The organism is Amycolatopsis alba DSM 44262 (assembly GCF_000384215.1).
Classification (GTDB): domain Bacteria; phylum Actinomycetota; class Actinomycetes; order Mycobacteriales; family Pseudonocardiaceae; genus Amycolatopsis; species Amycolatopsis alba.
This window is the reverse complement of sequence record NZ_KB913032.1, coordinates 7,723,343-7,744,563: the sequence shown is the minus strand read 5'-3', so window position 1 is coordinate 7,744,563 and position 21,221 is coordinate 7,723,343. Positions and strand designations below refer to the sequence as shown.

The 21,221-nt window shown below is 66.6% G+C and carries 21 protein-coding genes; 9 read left to right on the top strand and 12 right to left on the bottom strand.

Features of this window, described 5'->3' with window-relative positions; genetic code table 11:
- Positions 1-103: 103 nt before the first annotated feature.
- Together AMYAL_RS46975 and AMYAL_RS0136015 are read left to right on the top strand one after the other, a co-directional pair.
- Complete coding sequence (locus AMYAL_RS46975) at positions 104-853, top strand: DNA glycosylase family protein (protein ID WP_020636150.1); 750 nt, start codon at positions 104-106, stop codon at positions 851-853.
- 90 nt (positions 854-943) lie between these two features.
- A complete protein-coding gene (locus tag AMYAL_RS0136015; RefSeq protein ID WP_039794673.1) occupies positions 944-1,582 on the top strand; it encodes a Scr1 family TA system antitoxin-like transcriptional regulator in 639 nt (212 codons plus the stop codon).
- Between the two features lie 262 nt (positions 1,583-1,844).
- Here AMYAL_RS0136015 and AMYAL_RS0136010 read toward each other — a convergent pair whose 3' ends face one another.
- Complete coding sequence (locus AMYAL_RS0136010) at positions 1,845-2,804, bottom strand: hypothetical protein (RefSeq protein WP_020636148.1); 960 nt, start codon at positions 2,802-2,804, stop codon at positions 1,845-1,847.
- A gap of 400 nt (positions 2,805-3,204) precedes the next feature.
- The gene (locus tag AMYAL_RS0136005; protein WP_020636147.1) at positions 3,205-3,588 is read right to left on the bottom strand and encodes a hypothetical protein; all 384 of its coding nucleotides are present in this window, start codon (positions 3,586-3,588) and stop codon (positions 3,205-3,207) included.
- An 858-nt stretch (positions 3,589-4,446) separates the two neighbouring features.
- Here AMYAL_RS0136005 and AMYAL_RS0136000 point away from each other — a divergent pair.
- The gene (locus AMYAL_RS0136000) at positions 4,447-5,634 is read left to right on the top strand and encodes a hypothetical protein (protein WP_026467736.1); all 1,188 of its coding nucleotides are present in this window, start codon (positions 4,447-4,449) and stop codon (positions 5,632-5,634) included.
- A 361-nt stretch (positions 5,635-5,995) separates the two neighbouring features.
- The gene (locus AMYAL_RS48020) at positions 5,996-7,093 is read left to right on the top strand and encodes a hypothetical protein (RefSeq protein WP_051137592.1); all 1,098 of its coding nucleotides are present in this window, start codon (positions 5,996-5,998) and stop codon (positions 7,091-7,093) included.
- Between the two features lie 420 nt (positions 7,094-7,513).
- Here the strand turns inward: AMYAL_RS48020 and AMYAL_RS0135990 are convergent, their stop codons facing one another.
- The 3 genes from AMYAL_RS0135990 to AMYAL_RS0135985 all read right to left on the bottom strand — a co-directional run bounded on the left by AMYAL_RS0135990 (position 7,514) and on the right by AMYAL_RS0135985 (position 10,179).
- Positions 7,514-8,455, bottom strand: a complete 942-nt coding sequence (locus AMYAL_RS0135990) for a hypothetical protein (RefSeq protein WP_093976684.1) — start codon at positions 8,453-8,455, stop codon at positions 7,514-7,516.
- Complete coding sequence (locus AMYAL_RS49605; RefSeq protein WP_143267992.1) at positions 8,418-9,431, bottom strand: hypothetical protein; 1,014 nt, start codon at positions 9,429-9,431, stop codon at positions 8,418-8,420. Before AMYAL_RS49605 ends, AMYAL_RS0135990 begins: the two co-directional genes overlap by 38 nt.
- Before the next feature lie 85 nt (positions 9,432-9,516).
- Positions 9,517-10,179 (bottom strand): hypothetical protein, encoded by a 663-nt coding sequence (locus AMYAL_RS0135985; RefSeq protein ID WP_020636145.1) that lies wholly within the window; start codon positions 10,177-10,179, stop codon positions 9,517-9,519.
- Positions 10,180-11,082: 903 nt separating this feature from the next.
- On the opposite strand from AMYAL_RS0135985, the gene AMYAL_RS0135980 reads away from it, so the two are divergent.
- The 4 genes from AMYAL_RS0135980 (at position 11,083) to AMYAL_RS0135970 (ending at position 15,168) form a co-directional block, all read left to right on the top strand.
- Positions 11,083-12,174 (top strand): hypothetical protein, encoded by a 1,092-nt coding sequence (locus AMYAL_RS0135980; protein ID WP_020636144.1) that lies wholly within the window; start codon positions 11,083-11,085, stop codon positions 12,172-12,174.
- Positions 12,175-12,177: 3 nt separating this feature from the next.
- Positions 12,178-12,738 carry a hypothetical protein gene (locus AMYAL_RS50220; protein WP_209447270.1) on the top strand — a complete coding sequence of 187 codons (561 nt, stop codon included), beginning with the start codon at positions 12,178-12,180 and terminating at the stop codon, positions 12,736-12,738.
- Positions 12,669-13,346: a hydroxymethylglutaryl-CoA synthase gene (locus AMYAL_RS50215; protein ID WP_209447269.1), complete on the top strand. Its 678-nt coding sequence runs from the start codon at positions 12,669-12,671 to the stop codon at positions 13,344-13,346. The genes AMYAL_RS50220 and AMYAL_RS50215 overlap by 70 nt, the downstream gene beginning before the upstream one ends.
- A 472-nt stretch (positions 13,347-13,818) precedes the next feature.
- Positions 13,819-15,168, top strand: a complete 1,350-nt coding sequence (locus tag AMYAL_RS0135970; protein WP_020636143.1) for an NsdA family TPR-like regulatory protein — start codon at positions 13,819-13,821, stop codon at positions 15,166-15,168.
- A gap of 385 nt (positions 15,169-15,553) precedes the next feature.
- On the opposite strand, the gene AMYAL_RS0135965 is transcribed toward AMYAL_RS0135970, so the two are convergent.
- The 4 genes from AMYAL_RS0135965 to AMYAL_RS50895 all read right to left on the bottom strand — a co-directional run bounded on the left by AMYAL_RS0135965 (position 15,554) and on the right by AMYAL_RS50895 (position 18,289).
- Positions 15,554-16,912 (bottom strand): prenyltransferase/squalene oxidase repeat-containing protein, encoded by a 1,359-nt coding sequence (locus AMYAL_RS0135965; protein WP_143267993.1) that lies wholly within the window; start codon positions 16,910-16,912, stop codon positions 15,554-15,556.
- 250 nt (positions 16,913-17,162) lie between these two features.
- Positions 17,163-17,411 (bottom strand): hypothetical protein, encoded by a 249-nt coding sequence (locus AMYAL_RS51150; RefSeq protein ID WP_143267994.1) that lies wholly within the window; start codon positions 17,409-17,411, stop codon positions 17,163-17,165.
- A gap of 51 nt (positions 17,412-17,462) precedes the next feature.
- The gene (locus tag AMYAL_RS50900) at positions 17,463-17,969 is read right to left on the bottom strand and encodes a polyprenyl synthetase family protein (RefSeq protein ID WP_020636141.1); all 507 of its coding nucleotides are present in this window, start codon (positions 17,967-17,969) and stop codon (positions 17,463-17,465) included.
- Positions 17,966-18,289, bottom strand: a complete 324-nt coding sequence (locus tag AMYAL_RS50895; RefSeq protein WP_280632819.1) for a polyprenyl synthetase family protein — start codon at positions 18,287-18,289, stop codon at positions 17,966-17,968. Before AMYAL_RS50895 ends, AMYAL_RS50900 begins: the two co-directional genes overlap by 4 nt.
- Before the next feature lie 309 nt (positions 18,290-18,598).
- On the opposite strand from AMYAL_RS50895, the gene AMYAL_RS50005 reads away from it, so the two are divergent.
- Positions 18,599-18,946, top strand: coding sequence for a hypothetical protein (locus AMYAL_RS50005; RefSeq protein ID WP_167336135.1), 348 nt, complete (start codon positions 18,599-18,601; stop codon positions 18,944-18,946).
- Between the two features lie 377 nt (positions 18,947-19,323).
- Here AMYAL_RS50005 and AMYAL_RS50210 read toward each other — a convergent pair whose 3' ends face one another.
- From AMYAL_RS50210 to AMYAL_RS50200, 3 genes are all read right to left on the bottom strand, one after another.
- Positions 19,324-19,503: a hypothetical protein gene (locus AMYAL_RS50210; protein WP_026467734.1), complete on the bottom strand. Its 180-nt coding sequence runs from the start codon at positions 19,501-19,503 to the stop codon at positions 19,324-19,326.
- Positions 19,494-19,865, bottom strand: coding sequence for a DUF4158 domain-containing protein (locus tag AMYAL_RS50205; RefSeq protein ID WP_026467733.1), 372 nt, complete (start codon positions 19,863-19,865; stop codon positions 19,494-19,496). The genes AMYAL_RS50210 and AMYAL_RS50205 overlap by 10 nt, the downstream gene beginning before the upstream one ends.
- A 182-nt stretch (positions 19,866-20,047) precedes the next feature.
- Positions 20,048-21,022 (bottom strand): site-specific integrase, encoded by a 975-nt coding sequence (locus AMYAL_RS50200; protein WP_020636139.1) that lies wholly within the window; start codon positions 21,020-21,022, stop codon positions 20,048-20,050.
- Positions 21,023-21,221 lie beyond the last annotated feature (199 nt).

Here is a 21,221-nt window from a genome sequence, read left to right as displayed (position 1 = left end):
GGCGTCGGCTCGTGAGTGGCGGGATGGGGCGGGGCGGCGGCCGCGGGTGATGGCCGACCATCCTGGCTGGCGGGTTGATGACGACGGGCGGTTGCGGAGACTGGTGTGGTCTTCGGAGTCGGTGTGGCTGGTGGTCGCCTCCCCGTCGCCGGACGGCGGGCACGAGATCAGCCTGGAGTGGGTCGCCGGGCGGCTGGACACCGAACCGCGGGTCGACGTCATCGACCCGGCCGTGCTCACCGCAACCGGCTTCCGGTTGCGGGAGGTGCTGCTCGCGGCGGGCCCGGTGGCGCGGGCCCGGTCGGGCGATCTGTGGGACGCGCTGGTCGGCGCGGTCTTCCGGTGCACCATCCCGCTCGGGTGCGCGCGCACCCTGTACCGGGACGCCGCGGTCGGGCTCGGCGCGGGGTATGACACGCCGGTGGGCCGGGAGTGGGTGTTTCCAGCACCCGCGCAGATTCTCGCCCTGCCCGAGGACGTGTTCGACGCGTACGGGCTGACGCGGGTCCGTGATCGGCTGCGCAGCGCGGCGTCGATCGTGCGGGGTATGCGGTCCGGGTGGCGTCACCTGTCGTGGAATGTGCTCTATTCCTGCCTCGCGCAGATGCCGCGGGACGGTTCACTGATCGCCGGTGCCGCCGTCGCCGATCTGTCCGGGGACTACCGGTTCGTCGTGAGCAGTGACTTCCTGATCAGGAAACAGGTCCACGCTGGGGATCCAGGGTCGTCCTGGCCGGAGAACGCGCTGCGTTTCAGCTTCCGGTGGCAGGCGATGACCGGCATCCAGAGATCGGACTGGACCCTGCTGCTGCTCGCCCACGGGACCCGCCACGCACTGAAAACGGTGCCCTGAACGAGCTGGCCCGGCCTGGCCGTCTGATCGCGGTGGACTGCCGTGCCAGGTCAGGAAGTCAGTGTTGCCGAGGAAAGGAATGTGACTGTTGTGGACACTGTGGACACTGCCGCTCTTCGTGCCACCGTGTTGGATCGCTGCCGTGCGGAAGAGGAGGCGGTGACGATCCGGTCTGTCAGCGGGTTCAATCTTCCGGAGCAGCTGATGATCCCGGCGTTCGCGCAGCTGGTGTGGGAATGCCGTGCCAGTTACCTGCCGGCGTTCGCGGCGATAGGCGCGGCCCTGCTGCCGCGGCGCCGGGCGGTGCTGGATCGCCCGTCGCCGGCCCGCGCGGTTTTCGTGATGGGAGAGGAGGCGGTGTGCCGGCTCGAGCGCGGACAGCCCGATCCGGAGATCGCGGCCGCGCAGCTCAGGGCTCTTCAGGATCGTGCTGGTGCACCGCACGTCAGTGTCGTGATCCATCCTCGGGCCGCGCCCGCGCTTCCCTTCCCGGCGGGCCGTTTCGTGATCACCACCGATATCGGCGGCCGACACACCGCGTACGAGGAAGCGGCGCCGGAGCCGAGCGGACTGCTGATCACCAGCGCCCCGCGGCGCGTCCAGGTCTACCAGGACATCTTCGACCGGTTGTGCGCTGACAGCCTGGATGAGAGCGGCAGCCAGGCCCGGATCGAGGAGGCACTGCGACGACGTCACCGCGCGGTGACCACGGTGCCGGATACCCGCTGATTCCGGCGGATGAGCCGGATCTGCTGTCCGAGGCAGGAGCGTTCGGTGCGGGGATCGGCGATTCTCCGAAGCGGTGCTCAGTTTCGCGAGCGTAGCGCGTGACGGCCGGTGGCGGGAGCGAGGTGCGCAGGGTCGGTGAGGAGAACACTGAGATGGTGGGGCACCAGGCATCGGGTCCGGTTCGGCGGGAGGGCGGTGTCCGGGTCGGCGGCGGTGTCGGCGTGCTGTCGGTTGCCGCCGACCCGGGTATGGGATGGGGCGGTTACCAGGTGAGGGCTACCCTCCCAGGGGAGCCGGTACCGCCTCTGCCCATGTTGATCCGTATTGCGGTGTCGCCGTCTTCACCCTGGTCGGTTCCGGCTCCGCCCTTGCCGCCGAAGCCGTCGTTGGTTCCGGCTCCGCCGCCTCCGCCTCCTCCGCCGCCCACGCCGCCGAAGCCGGTACCGCCGGTACCGCCTGCGCCGCCGTTGCCGCGAGACCCGGTGGTGCCTTTTCCACCCGTGCTGCCGTTGCCACCGGAGACCGTATTGACCACAGTCGCAGTGACATCGTGGGCACCGGTACACGTCGGCGCGTTGGCACCGGTCGCGCCGGTCCCGCCCGAGCCGCCGGTCTTTCTCAGGGCTTGGCCCCCGTTGGCTGCGGGGTTGCCGCCCGGGGCGCGAACTGCGGTGGCGGGGTCGCCGGCACCGACCATGGCGCTGCCGCCGCCCGTCACATTCCCACCGTCCACGACGAACGCGACGAGCAGGGCGAGGACACCATCGATATCGCCGCTCAGTGCGAGGTTCAGAGCCCGTCGGACAACAGGGAACGCACTGGGCAGAATCGATATGAGCTCGCCAACGGCGTCGTTGATTTCGCCGGACTGGAGAAGACTGATGATCCGCTTGATGTCGTCGGTCAGCTCACGCGAGCCGGGAGCGCCGACGGTCACGATGTAGCGCTGCCCTGGGTTGACCCCGGTCAGCGCGCATTCGAGGTAGCTGCCGCCACCGCCACCGCCGCCACCTCCGCCGCTGGCCCGCTCGGAGTGAACGGCTATGCCTTCGTCGTAGTCGCCCCCGCCGTTGCCGCCGGCACCTCCGCCTCCCCACACGCGTACGGTGAGCGCGGTGACCCCGTCGGGCACGGTGAAGGTGTATCGCCCGGGTTCGTCGTAGATCCGAGTCTCCGCGGCGCGGGCTGTCGGCGGGACTGCGACCACGCCGGCGGTCGTCACCGCCGCGGCTGCAGCGAGCAGCGCCCACCGCCGCCCGGCGGAACAGCTGCGAACCGGCGGGGAATCAGTGTCTTGAGTCATCCGGCACTCTCCTGCTCTGGCCGCCCGGCACCGCGCGAACACCACGACGCCGCGGCCGTTTACGGATCGGCTCGGACCCGCACCCTGGGACAAACGGACACCCACGCCACCGCGACCAGGCGATACCGCCGACCCCGTCCGCACCGGTAACAGGCCCGGACCGAACTGACAAAAGAGGCGCGCACCTCGACTGCAGCCCAGTACAACACGGCCAATCCACGACAACACCGCACCGCCGCCGCGATCACCCTTTCGTGTCCCGCCACCCCCGAGCCACTTCACACGCCACCGCGGCCCAGGGCGGCCGCACCGGTCGTGGTCAGAAGACTTCGTTGTCCGGGTAGCGCAGGACCTTGGTTTCGGTGCGGGTCCACCAGAGCCCGTCGGCGTGGTCGAAGAGGTGTGTGGTGGCGGGCAGTCTGACGGTACGCATGGTGCCGTCGGCCACGTGCAGTATGCGCTGGCGGCCGCCGGACTTGAAGACAGGAGTGAGAATCAGGTACTCGCCGCTGTGAGTGAAGCGCCCGTCCATGCGGTGTTTGCCGGGCTGGTCGTACAACCCCGTTTCTTCCCAGATCCGGTCGGTGACCCGGCCGTCCGGACCCAGCCGGTAGCAGCCGTAGAAGTCCACGCCGTGCTTGCGGCGGGCCCACAACTCGCGCTCCACGACGAAAACCAGGCGCTCGTCGCCGTTGCTCCACACGTCGCCGAGGTCGGGCAGTTGGTTCGGGTTGGCCGATGAATACCGGGGCTTCGTCGGCGTCGAAGGCCAGACCGGCTACCACTCCACTAGAATCAGACAAGAAATCATCCGTGGCTTACACGGAAATCATGACAGGGCTCGCCGAACCGGTGAACGTGATCTCCGCAGGCGAGATTCCAGCACCAACGGCTGCTCCTCCGGGTCGGTCCACTCCCACATGGTGGGTGCACACTGCGGCAACACCGGCATCGGCGCCCGGTCTGAGGTCACCTGCACCGTGACCCCTGACCACCCGGCAGCCGAAGCTACCTGCGTCCACACCTGCTTCCGAGTTTCGACCGCACCGTTGAAGGGCCGCCACTGCAACGCCTGCTCGCACCACCATGAAGCCGCGGATCCGCCCCCGCGGCCAGGCGCTCGATCTGCGCGAGCGCCGCCGCGCTCACATCGGCCCCACCCCACAGATTCGCCGCGGCGATGGCGTTGCCCGCGGAGCGGCCACTCCGGGTGAGGGCCGCGTTCGAGGGGCGTGTAGAGCTCGCCGCCGTAAACAGTCCTTACGACGTGACGGTGGCGGGCCTGGAGACTGACTCATGGGTACTGGTTGGTGCTGGTAGGGCGGTTGTCCAGCCCGGGCGGCGGTGGGCCGTAGGGGTGATGGCGGTTCCTCGTTCGGGTGGAGGTGGCGAGCCGAGGGTGTTGTGCGGGTGCGGGGGTGGGGGGAGGCGCGGATAGTCCGGTGGGTCGTGTCCGGTTGCCGGTTCCGCGCCCGCGCAGCGGGTGGCCGGCGGCTGCGGGACCCCGGCCGGCGGTGGGGGCCCGTGCCCGAGATGGGCACGGCGGAAGGAGCTGGTCGCGATGAACACCACCACCACAAACGAGCCCGCGTTCCACCGCTCTCGGTCCGCCCGGCGTCGCGCGTCGCAGCGGCCTGTCACCGCAGTCGTCGCGGTCGCGGTCGGGTTGCTCGCGCTGCCCGCCACGCCCGCCTGGGCGGCGACGTCCACCTGCCAGGTCAACGGCACCTCGGTCACCGGCACCGTCATCAACGGCACGGCGAACGACGACGTGATCGAGTGCCCCGGCGGGGTGGCCGCCGGCACCACCGTCAACGGCGGCACCGGCGACGATCAGATCGTTGGCGGTGCCGGCGCGGCCGTTGCAGGCACTGTCAACGGTGGCACTGGCGACGACATCATCAGCTTCGACGGCCGGTTGTCGGGTGTCGTCAACGGTGGTGGGGGCAAGGACACCATCTTCTTCGACGGTCAGCTCCCCGGCACCGTCAACGGCGGCACCGTCAACGGTGGCCCGGACAGTGACAGCATCCGCCTCGGCGGTCAGCTGTCCGGCACCATCAACGGCGGCGGGGACAAGGACGCGATCACCATCTCGAGCGGGGTCACCGACACTGGCGTCGTCAACGGCGGTGGGGGCCCGGACACCATCGACGTCGAGGGTGACGGGCCTGTGCACGCCGGCATCATTCGCGGCGGCGACGCCTTCCTCAGCAACCTCCTCGACGGCGACGACGTCATCACCCTGACCCTGAGGACGGGCAATGACTTCACCACAGCCGACAGCGCCGTCCACGGCGGCCTCGGCAACGACACCCTGAACTTCGCGACCGACCAGCCGCGCCTCCGAGGGACGATCCGCGGGAACGTGCAGGGCGGAGCCGGCGCGGACGAGATCCGACTCAACGGCAATATCGTCGAGGGCATGGTGCGCGGCGGCGGCGACCTGGGCGGTCTGCTCGACGGAGTCGACAGGTTCCCCACGGGCGACTCCGGCATCCTTGTCGGTGCCTCGGGATCGCTCTTGGGCGACGACGGCGACGAGACCATCACCGTCGACATCAACGCGGGGACCGTGGCTGGCAACTTGGGCAACGACACCCTCGCCGTCCGCGTGAACAACGGGACCACGGACGGCAACCCGGGCAACGACACCCTCACCGTCGACATCAACGAAGGGACCGTGAACGGCGGTCTGGGCAACGACACCTGCACGGTCAACTCCGGGAAACGGCCGATCAACTGCTGACACCGGCACCCGCGACCGCGAGCCGGCGGCGGCCCGGGCACCTCGGCCCCGCTGCCTCGCCGGGAGACCGGCCCCGCGGACCACACGTTGACCGGGGACCCCGAGGGGCACGGTCGGCCACCGGTTCCGAGCACCGGACGGGTCAGGCTGAACGGGTGGCGACGGCTCCACGAAAGGGTGGAAGTGGTGAACCGGGCGTCGCTGGGGGTGCGGGCGAAGGGGGTGGCGCGGATAGTCCAGTGGGTCGTGTCCGGTTGCCGGTTCCGCGCCCGCGCAGCGGGTGGCCTGGAGACATGGGCTCTCGGCCGGAGGCCGCAGGGGCTGCCCCGGCGAGGGCACGGCGGAAGGAGCCCTGGTCCCGATGAACACCACTACCGGCCGGTCCCGCTTCACCCGCCACGGGGCACGGTGGACGGTCCTCGCGGTGGCGGCCGTCGCGCTCGCGGCCGGCTTGCTCGTACCGGCCGCGACTCCGGCGTGGGCGGCGGGGTCGACCTGCACCGTCAACGGCCGGTCGGTCTCCGGCACGGTCATCAGCGGCACCGCGGGTGACGACGTCATCGAGTGCCTCGGCGGGCTGGCGGCCAGCGCCACCGTCAACGGATTTGCCGGGAAGGACACCCTCGATTTCGGTGGGCAGGTCGCCGGCACCGTCAACGGCGGCACGGGCGGAGACACCATCACGGTCAGGCCCGACCGCGAAGACCCGGCGCCCGCGCTCTCCGGCACCATTCGCGGTGGCGGCCCCCTCCTCGGCGATCTCCTCGACGGCGACGACGACATCGCACTGATCGCGACGTTCGGCGACGTATTCACCACGGCCGGCAGTTACCTCACCGGCGATGCCGGCAACGACACCCTGCAGTTCAGACGCGAGGCTGGACTGGCGCAGTTCAGCGGGAAGGTGGAAGGCGGAGCCGGCGCGGACGAGTTCCAGATCACCGACGACACGCTCGTCTTCGGCACGGTGCGGGGCGGTGGCGGCCTGGCGGGACTGGGCGACGGAGACGACAGGTTCCCCAATATCGTCATGGTCGGGGAAGGGGGCTCCATCCTGGGCGACGCCGGTGACGAGACCATCACCGTCAGGGAGAACCGCGGGACCGTGGACGGCGGCGCGGGCGCCGACACCATCACCGTCAACGAGCGCAACTTCGGGGCGGTAACGGGCGGGTCGGGCGCCGATACCATCACCGTCAACCAGCTCAACATTGGGACCGTGACGGGCGGCCCGGGGATGGACACCATCACCCTCATCGAGTCCAACTTCGGGGCGGTGATGGGCGGCTTGGGTGAGGACATCATCGCCGTGCGAGTGAACGTGCCCACCCACATCGTGGGTGGTGGCCCGGGCGACGACACCCTCACCGTCAACCAGAACTACGGGATCGCGGACGGCGGGCCGGGCACCGACACCTGCACCGTGAACCGCGGGGACCCCCCGGTCAACTGCCCCTGACACCACACCCGCCACCCGCAACACCGCCGTAGGTCAATGACCAGGCTGAGGATGGGTCCGACACGGGGTGCCCACGCTGTTGCGGCTGTTCACCTGTGCCAGCCGGCGCCGATGACCCGGACGAACCACGAGTAGACCGCGAACGGCGTGGGCGGGGCCGCGTGTGTGAGGACCCACAGTGCTCGCGATGTCGCGGTGCTGTCGCGAGCCGCTCACTCGGAAGTCGGCGCGTAAGCGCGGGCAAGCCGCGTGGGCAATATGGATTACCAGCACGTCTCACGAGCTGAGCTTCCCCGGTTGTCCGGAGACAAGGGCAACGCCACCGTGTCCGGTGAACCGGGGGAACCTCATAAAGCAGCGGCATTGGGGTCGCCCCGGCCACCAGGCCAGCAGTGTCCGAACAACGGTCGATGCCCGAGTTCAGCTGTGATTCGACACGATCGCGCTGCCGCCGTCGACCAAACGCCCGAACGGGTTGAGCCCGCTAAGTTCGACGGCACTGGTAACTACTCCGAAGAAGGCCCGCCGGATGGTCAGTCCTTCGGCCGGTGCCAGCGTGTAGGTACGCCGGATGGTTCGGTCGGTGTCCAGGAACAACCGCTCGTCCGAGTGGGTTGTCGCATCGGTGGAACCATCGACGACGATGGTGTGTTGCCAGATTCGGTTGATCAGATCGCGGAGCTCCTGCCGGATGGCCTGGCTGCCCGCGCTGACTGTGGATGAGGCGACCAGAACTGTGTCGAAGAACAGGCACCATTCTTCGGCCACGGCACGTAGCGCGGTGGAGTCGTCGAGAACATCGCAGTGGGCGAGTACGGACTTCGCGGCCGCTTCACAGGCCCGCGGGTCGGTGAGCGTTGTCCCAGCGGGAACACTGCGCCTGACCGCACGCCTGGCGAGTTCAGCGACCCACGGCATCTCTGGCTCGCTGGGGGTGGCTTCGGCGAGTGTCCACAATGGTCGCCAGTCGGTCGAGTGCAGGGCGTAGCCTGGTTGGAGGGTTATGCGGGCTACCGTTTCCAGCCGCGTACCGGGGGACCGCCACCGGTAAAACTCGTTCAGGGTCTCGTTGGCGCTGAAGGCGATGAGCTGCTTACGGCTGGAGTAGCGGGGCGTCAGCAGGGCCCACATACAGCCGCCCATGGCGAGTTCGGCTGCTTCGTCGTGGCCCTGTTTGCTGCATTCACAGGCGAGCACATCGCCGATGATCTGTGCGGTGGCATTGGCGAAGCCGCGCACCGCGCGCTCACCGCCCATCGCCAGCGCCAGGAGGACTTCATTGAAGCATTCCTGACTGTCAAGGTCGGGAGCAAAATCGACCATTTCATTGTAACGGAAGAGGCCATCGGGTGCGCGCCGCACGCCTCGCATTCTTGCCATGGCAATGCAGGCGCCGAGTTCGTCGGTAAGATGCCGGTGCTCGGCCGTACCCATGACCAAGCGGTGAATAGGGCGTCATACCTGCATCCCACGAACGGGCCCAGAGAAATTCCTGGGGAGCCACGGGCTCGCCGCTCGCGTCCAGAAACGCGGCGAGATCGGCGATCCGTGCGGACGCCCGCGTTACCTCGTTCCGGTGGCCGATCACAGCGAGCATGGTCACCAGTTCGCGCAATGCCTGTGTCGCAGCAGGGCCGTCGAGGCAGGCGAGGGCTTCGCTGGCCGCGGCGATGTAGGCGTCGGAGGTACCGTGATGGTCGAAGAACATCGCAAGGCAGAGCACCGAACCACACAGTTCGGAAATTTGCCCGTCTGAGCGAATGAATTCCCAGGCCGCGAAGGCGCCGATAAAGTTACGCACCGCCATGTGGGCCGCGTCCTGCGCTGTTTCTGCGTTGTGATCTCGATACTCGCGAAGCGTTCGATCCACTTCATTGCCTTTGGCTGGGAGTATCTCGATGAGTGTCGCCACCCCTCGGCCGGCACGGGTCGCGGGACCACCCCAGAACGCTTGGCGTACAATTGCCGCGACTACCGGGGCCGTGGCCATTATCGGGCTGGACAGGATGGCGGCGTGTGCTTCGGGTGAGCAGACCAAGTCCAGTACTTCCCGGCAGCGGTTGTCACTTGATTCATAGCGGAGCACTGCTGTCGATAGGTAGGGGACGTAGGACGGTTCCCGGACGAGGTAGGTGGCGGCTTCGCTCTCGGCTGATCCCCCGTTTGCGCGGACGCCCTCGGTTCCCATTCGCAGTCGTGCCATGTGTGTCTCGAGGCCGCTGATCTCCAGCCCGCACGCGGCCACATCCCATATATCGGGCATGGCGGCTATGCTGATCCGCCTGCGACGAATCTGATCGGCATCAGGAATCGCAGAGGCAGGAACGTGCGTTGTCATGGCCACTCCATCTCGTAGTGTCATGCAGGGAAGAGTTGTTCGATCCGTGCCAGTGCGGTGCGGTGTGGGACGGGTACAAGTGTGCCTACGCAGTAGAGTGTCTGCCCAGCCCCAGCGGGATCTCGCGGGGCGGGCCTCGCATCGAGGTTGCGATGTGCGTGCCGGAGAGCGTCGGGGACGGAGCCAGTGGAATCGGTGCGGCGGCTAGGCCAAGGACGGCATAACCGGTCTCTTCGGCCGTGGAACCGTGTGCTCCCCAACCGCCGTCGGTGTTGTGCAGTGCCAAGAGCTGGGCGGTAGCCATCGAGTGGAGGCCGGTCGCAAGTGGGTGACTGATAGTGGCTGTGACACGGGCCAGTTCACCCATCGCGTAGATCGGTGACAGGTGCCACTTGCACAGTGGGGTGCCCTCACGGGTCATCGCATCGGTGAGCCATTCCAGCACCAGGGCCAGTACGGCGTCCACGTGGATGTTGGTGCTCAGCGACCCGTTGTGCTCGAACAGGAGTGTTCGGTAGCAGCCCTGGTCGGGGTCGTAGAGCTGGTCGATTTTGGTCGATGACGGTGGGGCGGGCAGGCCCAGTATCCGGGCGGCCAAAATCGCGCAGGCGGTGCTGTCCGTATCGCCGGGGATGGTGGTGTCGCCGACCGTGCCCATCAGGCCGGATGGGTGGTTCAGGTCGGTGTGGAGCAGTTCCGCTGCCGCTGTGGGGATGTCCGGGACACCAGCCAGTGCGTGTTCGACCATGACGGTCCACGAGGTGGTGAGGTTGTTGCCGTCTGACTTTGACGGAGTTGAATGAAGAATGGGTCGGTTTCTCTGGTGTGGCAGGCGAGGTTCTCGACGGTCGTGAATTATTCGGTCCCTCGTCCGTGAGTCGTCGAAAGTGCTCGTGGCACTGAGGTAAGGCCGTTCTGTGGCCGCAGGTGGGTGTCCGGTGCGACATGATGATCGACGGTACCGATGGACCTCCTGTTCGCTTCAAGTAGAGCCGCTGACCGCTTCGTTCGGCTAGTAGTGCGTATGCACGTCCTGTTGAATGCTGGTCGTTGTTGAATTCCTGAAGTGCCGCGCTGGTGCGGCGCTTCAGGGACTTGGGGAGATGATGATCAAGGGCGGAGTGGTGTCGCGGAGGGCGGCCTCGGTGCGGTGGAGTTCGTTGTCTTCGGCTATCCGCTAGGTCCGCCGTGACCGGCCTTCGGTGTCAGGAGCCGTGTTCTTCCGATGACGTCGGTCGTGGTTCCATCGAGGGTGTCGCGGTACAACCGGCGGGGTTGGGCGCGGCCGAGCTGCTGGGGTGTTGTCGTTCCGGTGGGAGTCAGCTCGATGATCAGGCGTGATGCGGTGTCCAGGAGAGCGGGGGGTAGTGTCCGCTTCGGGGCATCGTGCTCGGCGCGATCATGCACTGGTTGACCCGCCGCCAGCGACAGTGAGGTAAGCGCGTGGGCCGTCCGCAGGCGACTGCGGGCGGCCCACGCCACGTCGGTGTCGCTTGCGTGTTTCTTCCTCCGCTTGGCTTTCAACATGGCACCTCATTCAACGAGGCGGTTACTGATCAGTCTGGTCCGCCTCGCCCGGCGACGTGTCTACTGGTGGTGGAAGCAAGCCGAAATGGTGTAGGCCACGCGCGTGAGGGAGGTGTGCCCCAGAATGGACGGCGATGAAAACGGAGGGGTCCCGATGGGCGGCGTGCCTGGGGTCGCTGGTGTCCCGATGCGGTGGGTGGGCCCGTTAAGGATTTCGGGGAACGTCGCGGTCACCCAGACCGAAGTCCCCATCGCCACCTACGAATCCCCGCTCTGGCCGTCCGTCGGCCGCGGCGCGAAGATCTCGATGCTGACCGAGCCGGGAATTGTTGCCACACTCGTTGACGAGCGCATGACTCGATCCGTGCTGGTGGAAGCTACGGACGCACAGACCGCGTATGCCACGGCCCGGCAGCTTCAGGAGCGGCGCGGGGAACTGGGAGAAGTTTCCGGCACGGTGAGCAGGTTCATCGAGCTGGTCGGCGTTCGCCACGAGATCACCGCCAACCTGCTGTTCATCCGGTTCGAGTTCACCACCGGTGACGCGGCCGGGCACAACATGGTGACCCTGGCCGCCGACGCGCTCCTGAACCACCTTCTGCGCACCATGCCGGGGATCTCCTACGGCTCGATCTCGGGCAACTACTGCACCGACAAGAAAGCGACCGCCGTCAACGGAATCCTCGGCCGTGGCAAGAACGTCGTCACCGAACTACTCGTTCCGGCACGGATCGTCGCCGACCAGCTCCGAACCACGGCGGCAAAGATCGCACGCTTGAACGTGCGGAAGAACATGCTCGGCACCCTTCTCGCCGGGGGGATCCGGACCGCGAACGCGCACTACGCGAACATGCTGCTCGGCTTCTATCTGGCGACAGGGCAAGACGCGGCGAACATCGTCGAAGGGTCTCAAGGCATCACCGTCGCCGAAGATCGAGACGGCGACCTCTACTTCTCCTGCACGCTGCCGAATCTGATCGTGGGCTCGGTGGGCAACGGAAAGAGCCTCGACTTCGTCGAAACCAACCTGACCCGCCTCGGCTGCCGTGAACGACGGCCCTCCGGTGACAACGCACGACGGCTCGCCGTCATCGCCGCTGCCACCGTGCTCTGCGGTGAACTTTCGCTACTCGCGGCCCAGACCAATCCCGGCGAGCTCATGCACGCACACGTCCAGCTGGAACGCGGAGACCAACCGACAAAAGCCGAGGTCTGAGCCATGCCGCCTGAAGACACAGTCGGGATCCACGACCTGTCGTTCGCGACCACTCAATTCGTTCTGCCGCATACCGAACTGGCCCGGCACACCGGCACCGACGTCGACAAATACCATGTGGGGCTCGGCCAGCGCGCGATGAGTGTCCCGGCGGCGGACGAGGACGTCGTGACGATGGGAGCGGCCGCGGCCGCTCCCATTCTCGAGCGGCACGGGCACAGCCGGATCCGCACGGTCCTGTTCGCCACCGAGACTTCCGTCGACCAGTCGAAAGCCGCGGGCATCTACGTCCACCACTTGCTGGGCCTGCCTGAATCCACCAGGGTCGTGGAACTGAAACAGGCTTGCTACAGCGGCGCGGCCGCACTGCAGTTCGCCGCCGCCCTGGTACGAGGTGACCGGCGGCAGCAGGTGCTCGTCATCGCCGGCGAGACATCTCGAAGTACCCGCTGGACAGCCCTGGCGAACCGACTCAGGGCGCGGCGGCGGTCGCCATGCTGGTCTCCGCGGAGCCCGCCCTGCTCCGGATCGACGAGCCATCCGGCCTGTTCACCAGCGACGTGATGGACTTCTGGAGGCCGAACTATCGCACCACCGCCATCGTCGACGGAAAGTTGTCCCTCGAAGCCTACCTCCGCGCGGTGGAAGGGACCTGGAAGGACTACACCGAGCAGGGCGGCCGTGCGCTCAGCGAGATCGCCGCGTTCTGTTATCACCAGCCTTTCACGAGAATGGCCCACAAGGCGCACCGGCATCTCCTGAGTTGTTACGGACAGACGACCGAGCGGCAGAGCGTCGACGAGGCCGTCGGGCGCACTACGGCCTACAACTCCGAGATCGGAAACAGCTACACAGCTTCCATGTATATCGGACTGGCCGCACTACTCGAAAGCCCCGGCGATCTGACCGAGCGGTCCATCGGATTCCTCAGCTACGGATCCGGCAGCGTCGCCGAATTCTTCACCGGAACCGTCACTTCGGGCTACAGTGAACACCTCCGGACAGACGAACATCGTCACGCTGTCGCACGGCGTACGCCCATCGGCTACGACACCTACCGCGAATTGCGCGAGTACGTACTGCCATCCTGCGGAGAGGACCACGTCTCACCGAGGCAAACCTCCGGACCCTATCGTCTCGATGCGCTCAGGTGTCACAAACGCCTATACTAGAAGCAGTAATCAAGATCCTGCCGGAGGTCCCGCTCAGGGGCGATGGTCGTCATCGAGCCTGCTGCCGTCTTGTCACGGACAGTATGAGGTCGCTGCGAGGATCACTCTGATCGCGTAATCAGTATTCCGGAGCGAAGGTCATCGCGTTTTCCGTGCCGATACGGCATCGCAGCCTTGGTGAACGTATTCTTCAAGCAGCTTTTCTGGAGATCGCCCACGGGGTACAAGGTGTGCAGAGGTAATTCGATTTGCTGTAGGGCACTTACCGGCTTTCACCAAAAGTAGTCGATAAGCCGGTCGCACTATACACGATTGGCCCCGAATGAGGCGACGTCGACCGGGTAAAAGTCAAGTATGATTCTCTCAGTGAATCTATTCGGCGATCGAGGACCTTCCAAGCAGGTTGTCTGGTTAGTACCGAGTCGACGTGCCCTGGATCGCCGGGCGATCGGCGCGGAGAAGGGGAGAAGGGGTGGTGCCGAACCACTTGTTACGGGACCTGCTCACCGAATCCGGGTGGACCGGTCAGAAGCTGGCGAATCGGACCAACGCGCTGGGCGCCGAGCTGGGACTACAGCTCCATTACGACCGCACCGCTGTGGCGCATTGGTTGTCCGGCTCCAGGCCCCGCACACCGGTACCCGAGTTGGTGGCCGAAGCGTTCACCCGCCACCTCGGCCGACGCCTCACGGTCTCGGAGGTCGGTTTCGCGCCCATCACGACCGTGAGCGTCCCCCCTGGTTGGGGTGCCAGCATCGTCGCCGAGCTGACGAAGCTGTGCCAGGACGGCGCGGCAAGCCGCAGTGCGGTCTCCGGAAGTTTGTACAGTCTCGCGGCGCTGTCGATTCCCGATTGGGCCGAGCTGGCCGCCGCGGCGACCGTTTCCCTGCCCACTGACCGGCGGAGCAAGGTCGGGCGTACGGAAGTCGAGGCTGCCCGTGCGATGCTGCGCTTGTTCTCGGCCGCGGATCTGTCGTTCGGCGGAGGCCACGCGCGCCCCGCTCTGGCGCATTATCTGCGCTCCACGATCGGGCCGTGGCTTCGGGCGAACGCGGCACCCTCGGTGCGTACGGACCTGCTCACCGCGGCCGCTCAGCTCTGCTACCTGTGCGGGTTTCTGTGTTTCGACGACGAACTACACGGCACCGCCCAACGGTATTACCTGGCCGCCCTCCGGCTAGCTCATGAGGCCGGCGACGCCACGCAGTACGCCATCTCCTTGCGGGCCCTCAGCGTGCAGGCTCGGATGCTCGGCCACCGAAGGCACGCGGTGAATCTCGCACTCAACGCCGTCCGCGCGCTTCCGGCGCACGCACCGGCACGAACCCGCGCGTTCCTGACCGGCCAGGTCGCCGTCGCCAAGGCCGCGGCGGACGAGCAGCATCAAGCGGTGAGGCACTTGCTGGACGCGGAGAACTACCTCAGTCGCGACGATGCCCTCGCTGCACCCGTCGGTACTTACCATTGCGCTGCCCTGTCGCACCATCACGCGGCGGTCCGTGCCTGCCTCGGCGAACGCGACGCGGCGATCAGCGCGCTCACCCGCTCGCTGCACAGACGGCCCAGCGGTGAGCGCCGTGCTCGCGCGATTACCTCGGCCCGACTGGCTGAACTGTATTTTGCCGCCGGCGAACTGGAGCGCGCCTGTCATACGTGGGGACAGTTCCTTGACGACTATCCTCATCTGTGCTCCGGGCGTGCGGACGTCGCATTGACCAGTTTGCGGTCCCGGCTGCGTCCGTACGCCGGGCGTCACCCGGCACTCACGGTGGCCCGCAGAGCGACCGAGCTTCGCCGAAGCCGACCTGCCGGGCGACCGTGAATATCTCTTTGATTCCTCGCGCCTGCAGGTCGGCACTGGACTATGGCTGGCCTCTAAGTCCTGTATCGAAGTCGTCTGGGCTGGTCGGGCTGGGTTCGGTGTTGTCGGGTGGCGTTACTCCCCGGTAGCGGACTCGGGTTTCCGGAGTCGATGGTTTGTCGTCTGGAAGGCTGTCGATCATGCCGAAGGCCTATCCTGCCGAGTCCGGGCTCGAGCGGTCGCTCTGGTCCGGGCTGGTAAGTCCGTGCGGGAGGCCGCTGAAACAGGCCTGCGACCTGGTCGCGCTGGCAGGGGAATGGTTCACCGTGCGGTGTACTTGCTCTTCATGGGTGACTTCGTCCCACAGCCTGGCGATGTCATGACAGCCCGTTGAAACGGGAAAGCGTCAAAGCTGTTCAAGGCGCTGTGTGGCCACGGTGCGGAGGATCGGGACGAGCGGTTGCACGCAGTAGAGGGTCTTGCCAAGCCATAGAGGTGTCAGTTCCGGGTTTCGAGTGGTGAGGAACATGTGGGCCTGTGCTAATGCGGGCGAGATGTCGGGCGTCACGAGCCCGTGGCGCATCACGGAGGCGACGCCGAGGACGCTATAGGCGGTTTCTTCGGTCGTCGATCCGTGGTGACCCCACCCGCCGTCACCGTTCTGTGTGTTCAGCAGGCGTCGTGCCGCCACCGCGGCTAGTGAACGAGCAACAGGGTGATCGACACTGGCCAGCACCCGTGCCATCTCGCCCATTGTGTAGACGGGAGAAAGATGCCACTTGCAGGTGGTGTTCTCGTGAGCGGTTTGACGGTCCAGCCAGGCCAACAACATGGCGAGCCGGTCGCGGTCTCCATCGAGGTCGAGGAGTCCTGCCATGTGAATGTTGGTGGTGAGCGACAGGTCGTGCTCGAAGTAGAAGGTCCGGTAGGCGCCTTCGCTGGCGTCGAACATTCTGTCCAGCGAGCTGGTCGCGGGGGTGGGCCGTTCCATGATTCTCGCGGCAATCATGGCGCATGCCGTGCTGTCGGTGTCACCGGGAATCGTGGTCGCGCCCACCGTGCACAGCAACCCTGACGGATGGGCGAGTTCGCGGCACAGCTCGGCGATGGCGGGGTGACTGTGGGCCAGTGGATGTTCGACCTCGTTTTCGAACATTACCGACCACGCGGTGACGAAGTGGGGAACGTGATCCAGGTATCCGATCGACTCAGGGGTTCGGGAGTGGATGTACTGCCGCAACCGTGCTCCGCGCTCCGGCACTATTGCCTGCCCGCGTCGTTCAGTCTCCAGCAGGAAGAAAGCTGACGCGGCGGGAGAGTTCGCTATCGAGCCATTCGGCGCCTGAAACTGGTCGAGGAATCTGTCAAGATCGACTTCCTCGTCCCGGTAGACGCGCTCGGCGCAGTAGCCGGCGATGGACAGCCAAGGGTTGTAGAACTCGGGCCACGAGCGCATCCGCTGCCACTTCACGCGTTCGCGGCCAACGATCGCCAGGACAGGAGCCGGGTGAGCCGCCGCAGGCCACCCTCGCTCATTGCATACCTGGTCTAGCGCCTCCACGAGGCCACCGAATGTCAGTGTTTCCGGGGCCTGAGAAGGACGGGCCGGCACGATGTCTGCAAGAGCGGCGAGTGCATTGTCCGCGACCTTGTGCTCACCGGCATTATATAGCGCTACGGCGACGGCGTTCGTGGACAAGTAGGCGTCGTACCAGCAGGAAGTGGCGGCAGCTCCCCAAATCCAGGGGCCGGTGGAGTGATCCATCAGCCACCTCAGACAAGGATCCTGCTGTGAGCCTGGCACCAGGGAGACCGCTGCGATGTCGTATACGGAAGGCGACAGATCAAGCAGCTGTGAAGTGTTGGCCGGGCCCGGTTAGAGTGCTCATGATGGTGGTCTCGCCGGGTCAACAGCTGCGCTAGCACAGCCAACAGGGTGGCGGTGACGCCGATGGTGTGCAGGCGGTCTTCTCCGCACGATTCCGCTCGCGGGTATCCCTTGCCCTTCACCGCTATCACGGGCGCCACCACCGGTCCGTCCAGTTGCGTGGCGCACGACTGCCTCCACAGCGGGCAGGGAATGGCACGCCTTTGGCAGCGAGTTCGGCGATGATGTGGGAGTCGTGCACGATCTGCTTGCGGACGTACACCGTCGCGTCCGGCCACCGGCCCAGTGCGTGGTCGACGACGGCTATCGCCCGTCCCGCGCTGGCGCACCATGATCGGAGCGCAGCCAGAAGAATGGTACGGGTGGGTGTGGTCACAGAGACCCTTTAACAGCGTGATCACTGTGGTGTGAGCTGTGGTGTGTCCCGTCATCGAACGCGGTGGGCCAGAGTCCCGGCCAATGTGGACAACGCCGTAGCCCCGACCGGGGCCGGATCGGCCTGGCGCAGTGATCGCAGTGCCTGGTCCAGGTGGTATTCGGCCCGTTGTTGGGCCCATGATCGCCCGCCGGCCTGTTCGACCAGATCGGTGGCGCGTGCAATCTCCTTGGCAGACAGGGGACGGTCGAGCCGATACAGCGCGGCCAGCTCTTCGCCGGCGTCGGTGGCGGAGTCCAATGCCGCCACCACCGGCAGGGACTTCCTACGCACGGCCAAATCCGCACCGACAGGCTTGCCGGTCACAGCCGGATCCGCCCAGATCCCGAGCAAGTCATCGACCAGTTGGAAGGCCATCCCCAGGTGTTCCCCCGACTGATGCAGGCACTGGACCTGAGCGGGGGTGCCCCCGCCGAGCAATGCTCCCAAACCACAGGCGGCGTTGAGCAGGGCCGCTGTCTTGCCGGCGGCCATCTCCTGGCACTCGACCAGATTCACCCGGTCGCGATGGGGGAAATCGGTGTCGCGTTCTGGCCGTCCATCAACCGTCCCAGTGCCGCGGCCAGTATTTGGATGCCCAGGGCATCACCGGGGCGGTGGTCGTCGGACACTACTTGCAGAGCTAGAGCCAGCAGCGCGTCCCCCGCGAGAAGCGCGGCGGGAATGCCGAACACCGTCCAGGCAGTGGGATGATGCCGACGCAGACGGTCGCCGTCCATGATGTCGTCGTGCAGTAGCGAGAAGTTGTGCACCAGTTCCACCGCCACCGCCGCCGATAGCGCGTGGGCGGACAGCAGGGTAAGAGCGGAGCGGATCATCTTCCCACCCCCCACCGCCATTGGCGCCGAGGGTGGTGGGCTGGCCATGGGTGTCGTACCAGCCGAGGTGGTAGCCGGCGACGTATCGGATCGGGGCGGGCAGGCTGTCCACAGTCGCGCGTAACGCGGGACGGGTGATCTCCTGACAGTCGGCCAGCGTACAGGGGGTGTCGTCCTCATGGCGGCTACGGATCAGTGCGATGCTCATCGTCCTCATGCCTTCCACTACCGAGCGACAATGCGGGCGTGAGGCGACCTCAGCCACGCTGAGCCCACGGTGGAAGTGCTGGTTGTGCGTGCCGGGATCCGATGAGCGGTGCCGCCGCGGCCGGAGCCTTCGTTGAGGAGGCGAGCCGTGGCTGGCACCTCACCAAGTGCCTCAGCGAGGACGTTGACCTGCCGGGTCTCCATGCGGTGCAGTTCGAGGTTGATGGCCTCCTCACGGGCGTCGCCGTCCAGTGTGAGGACGGTGCGATCGACATCGCCCACGGCGAAGTGGTGGTGGTAGCCGTCGGTGCTGCCGAGATCGAGGTTGAGGGGATCGTCGCGTTTGTCGTCGTAGTACTCGAAGGCGGCCTTCTCGAGGTCGGCGCGCACCGTGGGGCCGTGATCGATCGTCATGATCCTGCCTTTGAGTCGGTCTGCGAGCACAGATGAGAAATACGGACGTTCCTGACCCGTTATCAGAGCAAGAGGAGTACGGGGGCAGTCATCAAGCTGCGGATGCTGTCCGCTGATGAGCCTTGATCTAGTTAAGCCATTGATCAGCATTCGGTGGAAGTACTGACGAGGTCTGTGCTTGTTGAAAGCAGTAGCATGTTGAACCGGTGCCTTCCCAATCAAATCCAGGGTGTCCGCGCCCAGCGAACGTAGGAACGTCAGCTTCGTGGACCTCCGCCTTTACCGCCGTCGGCGAGGCCTCCACCGGGCCGGTCGCTAGCCACCGTAACCGCGACGTCTCGATCTCCGGATCCACCGCCGGCAGCCCATCCGGCGCGGCGCACCGCGCGTCGGTGAACTCGGGCGCCAGCCGGTCATACGTTCCCGCGGCGCTTCGGCGCGGGCGCGCGACCCGCTCGACCACCGTCACCGGGCCCGGCCGGATCACCCGCGCCGAGATCGGGGTACTCACACGCCAACCGGAACAGCGACGTCGGCGAGTCGTGCTCCAACGCCCGCGCCAGCAGGAACTCGTCCAGCTCCTTCAGTTCCAACGTCGTCGGCAGCCGCCACCCAGATATTTCGTGACGAGCCGTAAATGCTCAGTCCGGGTCTTCGTCCGCCGACCATAGGGCCGCAGGACGTTCGGATCGACACCGAGCTGATCAGCCAGCCGCGCCACCACCACCGGCGGCACCGACGACACCTTGTCCGGCACGAACCCCAGCCACGGCAACGAACACAGCGCGACAGACAAACCGAGTCGATCAGCCTGACCACGACCCCGGCCTGGATCGACGAACGCGACATCCGCCGAAGTAAGGGTGAAGAACCTGAACAGCTCGTCCCGGTCGATCTCCGGAAAGCCCTGCGGACGCTCCAGCTCCTCGTCGCGAACACCAGCGTCGCCAACCACGGACTCCAGGGCCTGCCCCCACAGATCTCCAGCTCAGAAGCCTACCCACTCATGTCCGCCCGATTTCGGCGGATACTACGGCGCCCCCGAGGCCGCCGTGGGTTCAGCGCAAGTGAGGGTTCCTCGGCGGGAACCCAAGGGTCCGTTCCGCCCAGGACCAGGGCTCGACCCGTGAGTTCGGCTCAACCCGGAGTGTCGCACTCGATCACGGTTTCCAACAGTTGCCGGGCCGAGTCGGCGTAGCGGATGGCGGTTTTCGGGTCGAGGCCGAAGACGACGGCCAGGTGCAGAGGGTCCGGCCCGTGGGTGAGGGCTTCCTCGAGTTGCCGGTCGACGCGCATCCGCTCGATGGTGGCTGCCTGTCCGCGGAATCCGAGGTGGATCCAATGTCCGCTGACCGGGCCTGTCTCCGAGGCGGTTCGTTGGTTGATCAGCAGGTGCGGGTTGGCGGTGTTGGGCCATCGTGCGCGGCGGTAGTTCAGCCAGGTCAAGAGAGCTTGGCGGGTGAGGTCATCGAGCGGCCGGGTGCGGCCTGCGATGGTGAGTCGGCGGTCGCCGATGTCGACGTCGTCCAGCTGCATGGCGCGGATCGCGCCGGCGCGGGCGGCCTGGATGGCTGCCAGGGCGATGATCAGCCGGTCGGCGGGCCGGGTGGCGACGGTGACCGTCCGCTCAATCTGGTCGTCACCGAGCGGCTGGATGAGCCTGGAGAGTCGCTGGCCGACCCGGATGTGTGCGGTCGGATTGCGGAAGACCACCCCGTTCTTCTTCAGCAGGCCGAACAGCGACCGCAACGCGATCAGGAGGTGTTGGCGGGACGAGCCTTGGGCTGTGTCGAGGGCAGCGAGGACATCGTCTCGGGTGACCTCGCGGAGGTGGTCGTAGCGACCCGACCACTCCAGCAGGGCCGGGCGCAGACAGCCGCCGTAGTGACGAACGGTGTTGATGTCGCGGGCGCGGCTGCGGGGGCCGCCTTTGTGCAGTGTCCGCAGCCAGGACTCGACTTCGCGAGCGATGCCGGGCGCGAGCCCGGCGAGCTTGCCCTGCAACCAGTCCTCGAAGGAGCACCGTCGATCGTCGACGAGGACACCCATCTCGGCCAGCACGTCGGCGGCGCGTTCCGTGGTGAGCTTGCGCGTGCGCATGGCGGCGGTCATGCATGTCGGAGTGGCGAACCACGTCGCCGTCGCGGTGGCGGGACAGCAGGATGGTGAGGACCCGATCGGCATCCGCGCGAACCGTCGCGCCCCAGCCGCGACTCTCGCCGAGCTGGTAGGCGAGGTGCAAACCCCAAGCCAGCCAAGGGTTGTTGCGGTTCACATCGGTCTGTTCGTTGAATCGGGTGTAGTCCCGTCG

Coding starts and splice junctions, on each gene's coding strand:
- AMYAL_RS0135985 (WP_020636145.1), bottom strand. CDS start 10,179: ATGGTCGAACACGCACTGGCTGGTGTCCCGGACATCCCCACAGCGGCA.
- AMYAL_RS50200 (WP_020636139.1), bottom strand. CDS start 21,022: ATGACCGCCGCCATGCGCACGCGCAAGCTCACCACGGAACGCGCCGCC.
- AMYAL_RS50895 (WP_280632819.1), bottom strand. CDS start 18,289: ATGATCCGCTCCGCTCTTACCCTGCTGTCCGCCCACGCGCTATCGGCG.
- AMYAL_RS0136000 (WP_026467736.1), top strand. CDS start 4,447: ATGAACACCACCACCACAAACGAGCCCGCGTTCCACCGCTCTCGGTCC.
- AMYAL_RS0135965 (WP_143267993.1), bottom strand. CDS start 16,912: ATGGATCACTCCACCGGCCCCTGGATTTGGGGAGCTGCCGCCACTTCC.
- AMYAL_RS49605 (WP_143267992.1), bottom strand. CDS start 9,431: ATGACAACGCACGTTCCTGCCTCTGCGATTCCTGATGCCGATCAGATT.
- AMYAL_RS50215 (WP_209447269.1), top strand. CDS start 12,669: ATGCTGGTCTCCGCGGAGCCCGCCCTGCTCCGGATCGACGAGCCATCC.
- AMYAL_RS50005 (WP_167336135.1), top strand. CDS start 18,599: ATGAGCGGTGCCGCCGCGGCCGGAGCCTTCGTTGAGGAGGCGAGCCGT.
- AMYAL_RS48020 (WP_051137592.1), top strand. CDS start 5,996: ATGAACACCACTACCGGCCGGTCCCGCTTCACCCGCCACGGGGCACGG.
- AMYAL_RS0135980 (WP_020636144.1), top strand. CDS start 11,083: ATGGACGGCGATGAAAACGGAGGGGTCCCGATGGGCGGCGTGCCTGGG.
- AMYAL_RS50220 (WP_209447270.1), top strand. CDS start 12,178: ATGCCGCCTGAAGACACAGTCGGGATCCACGACCTGTCGTTCGCGACC.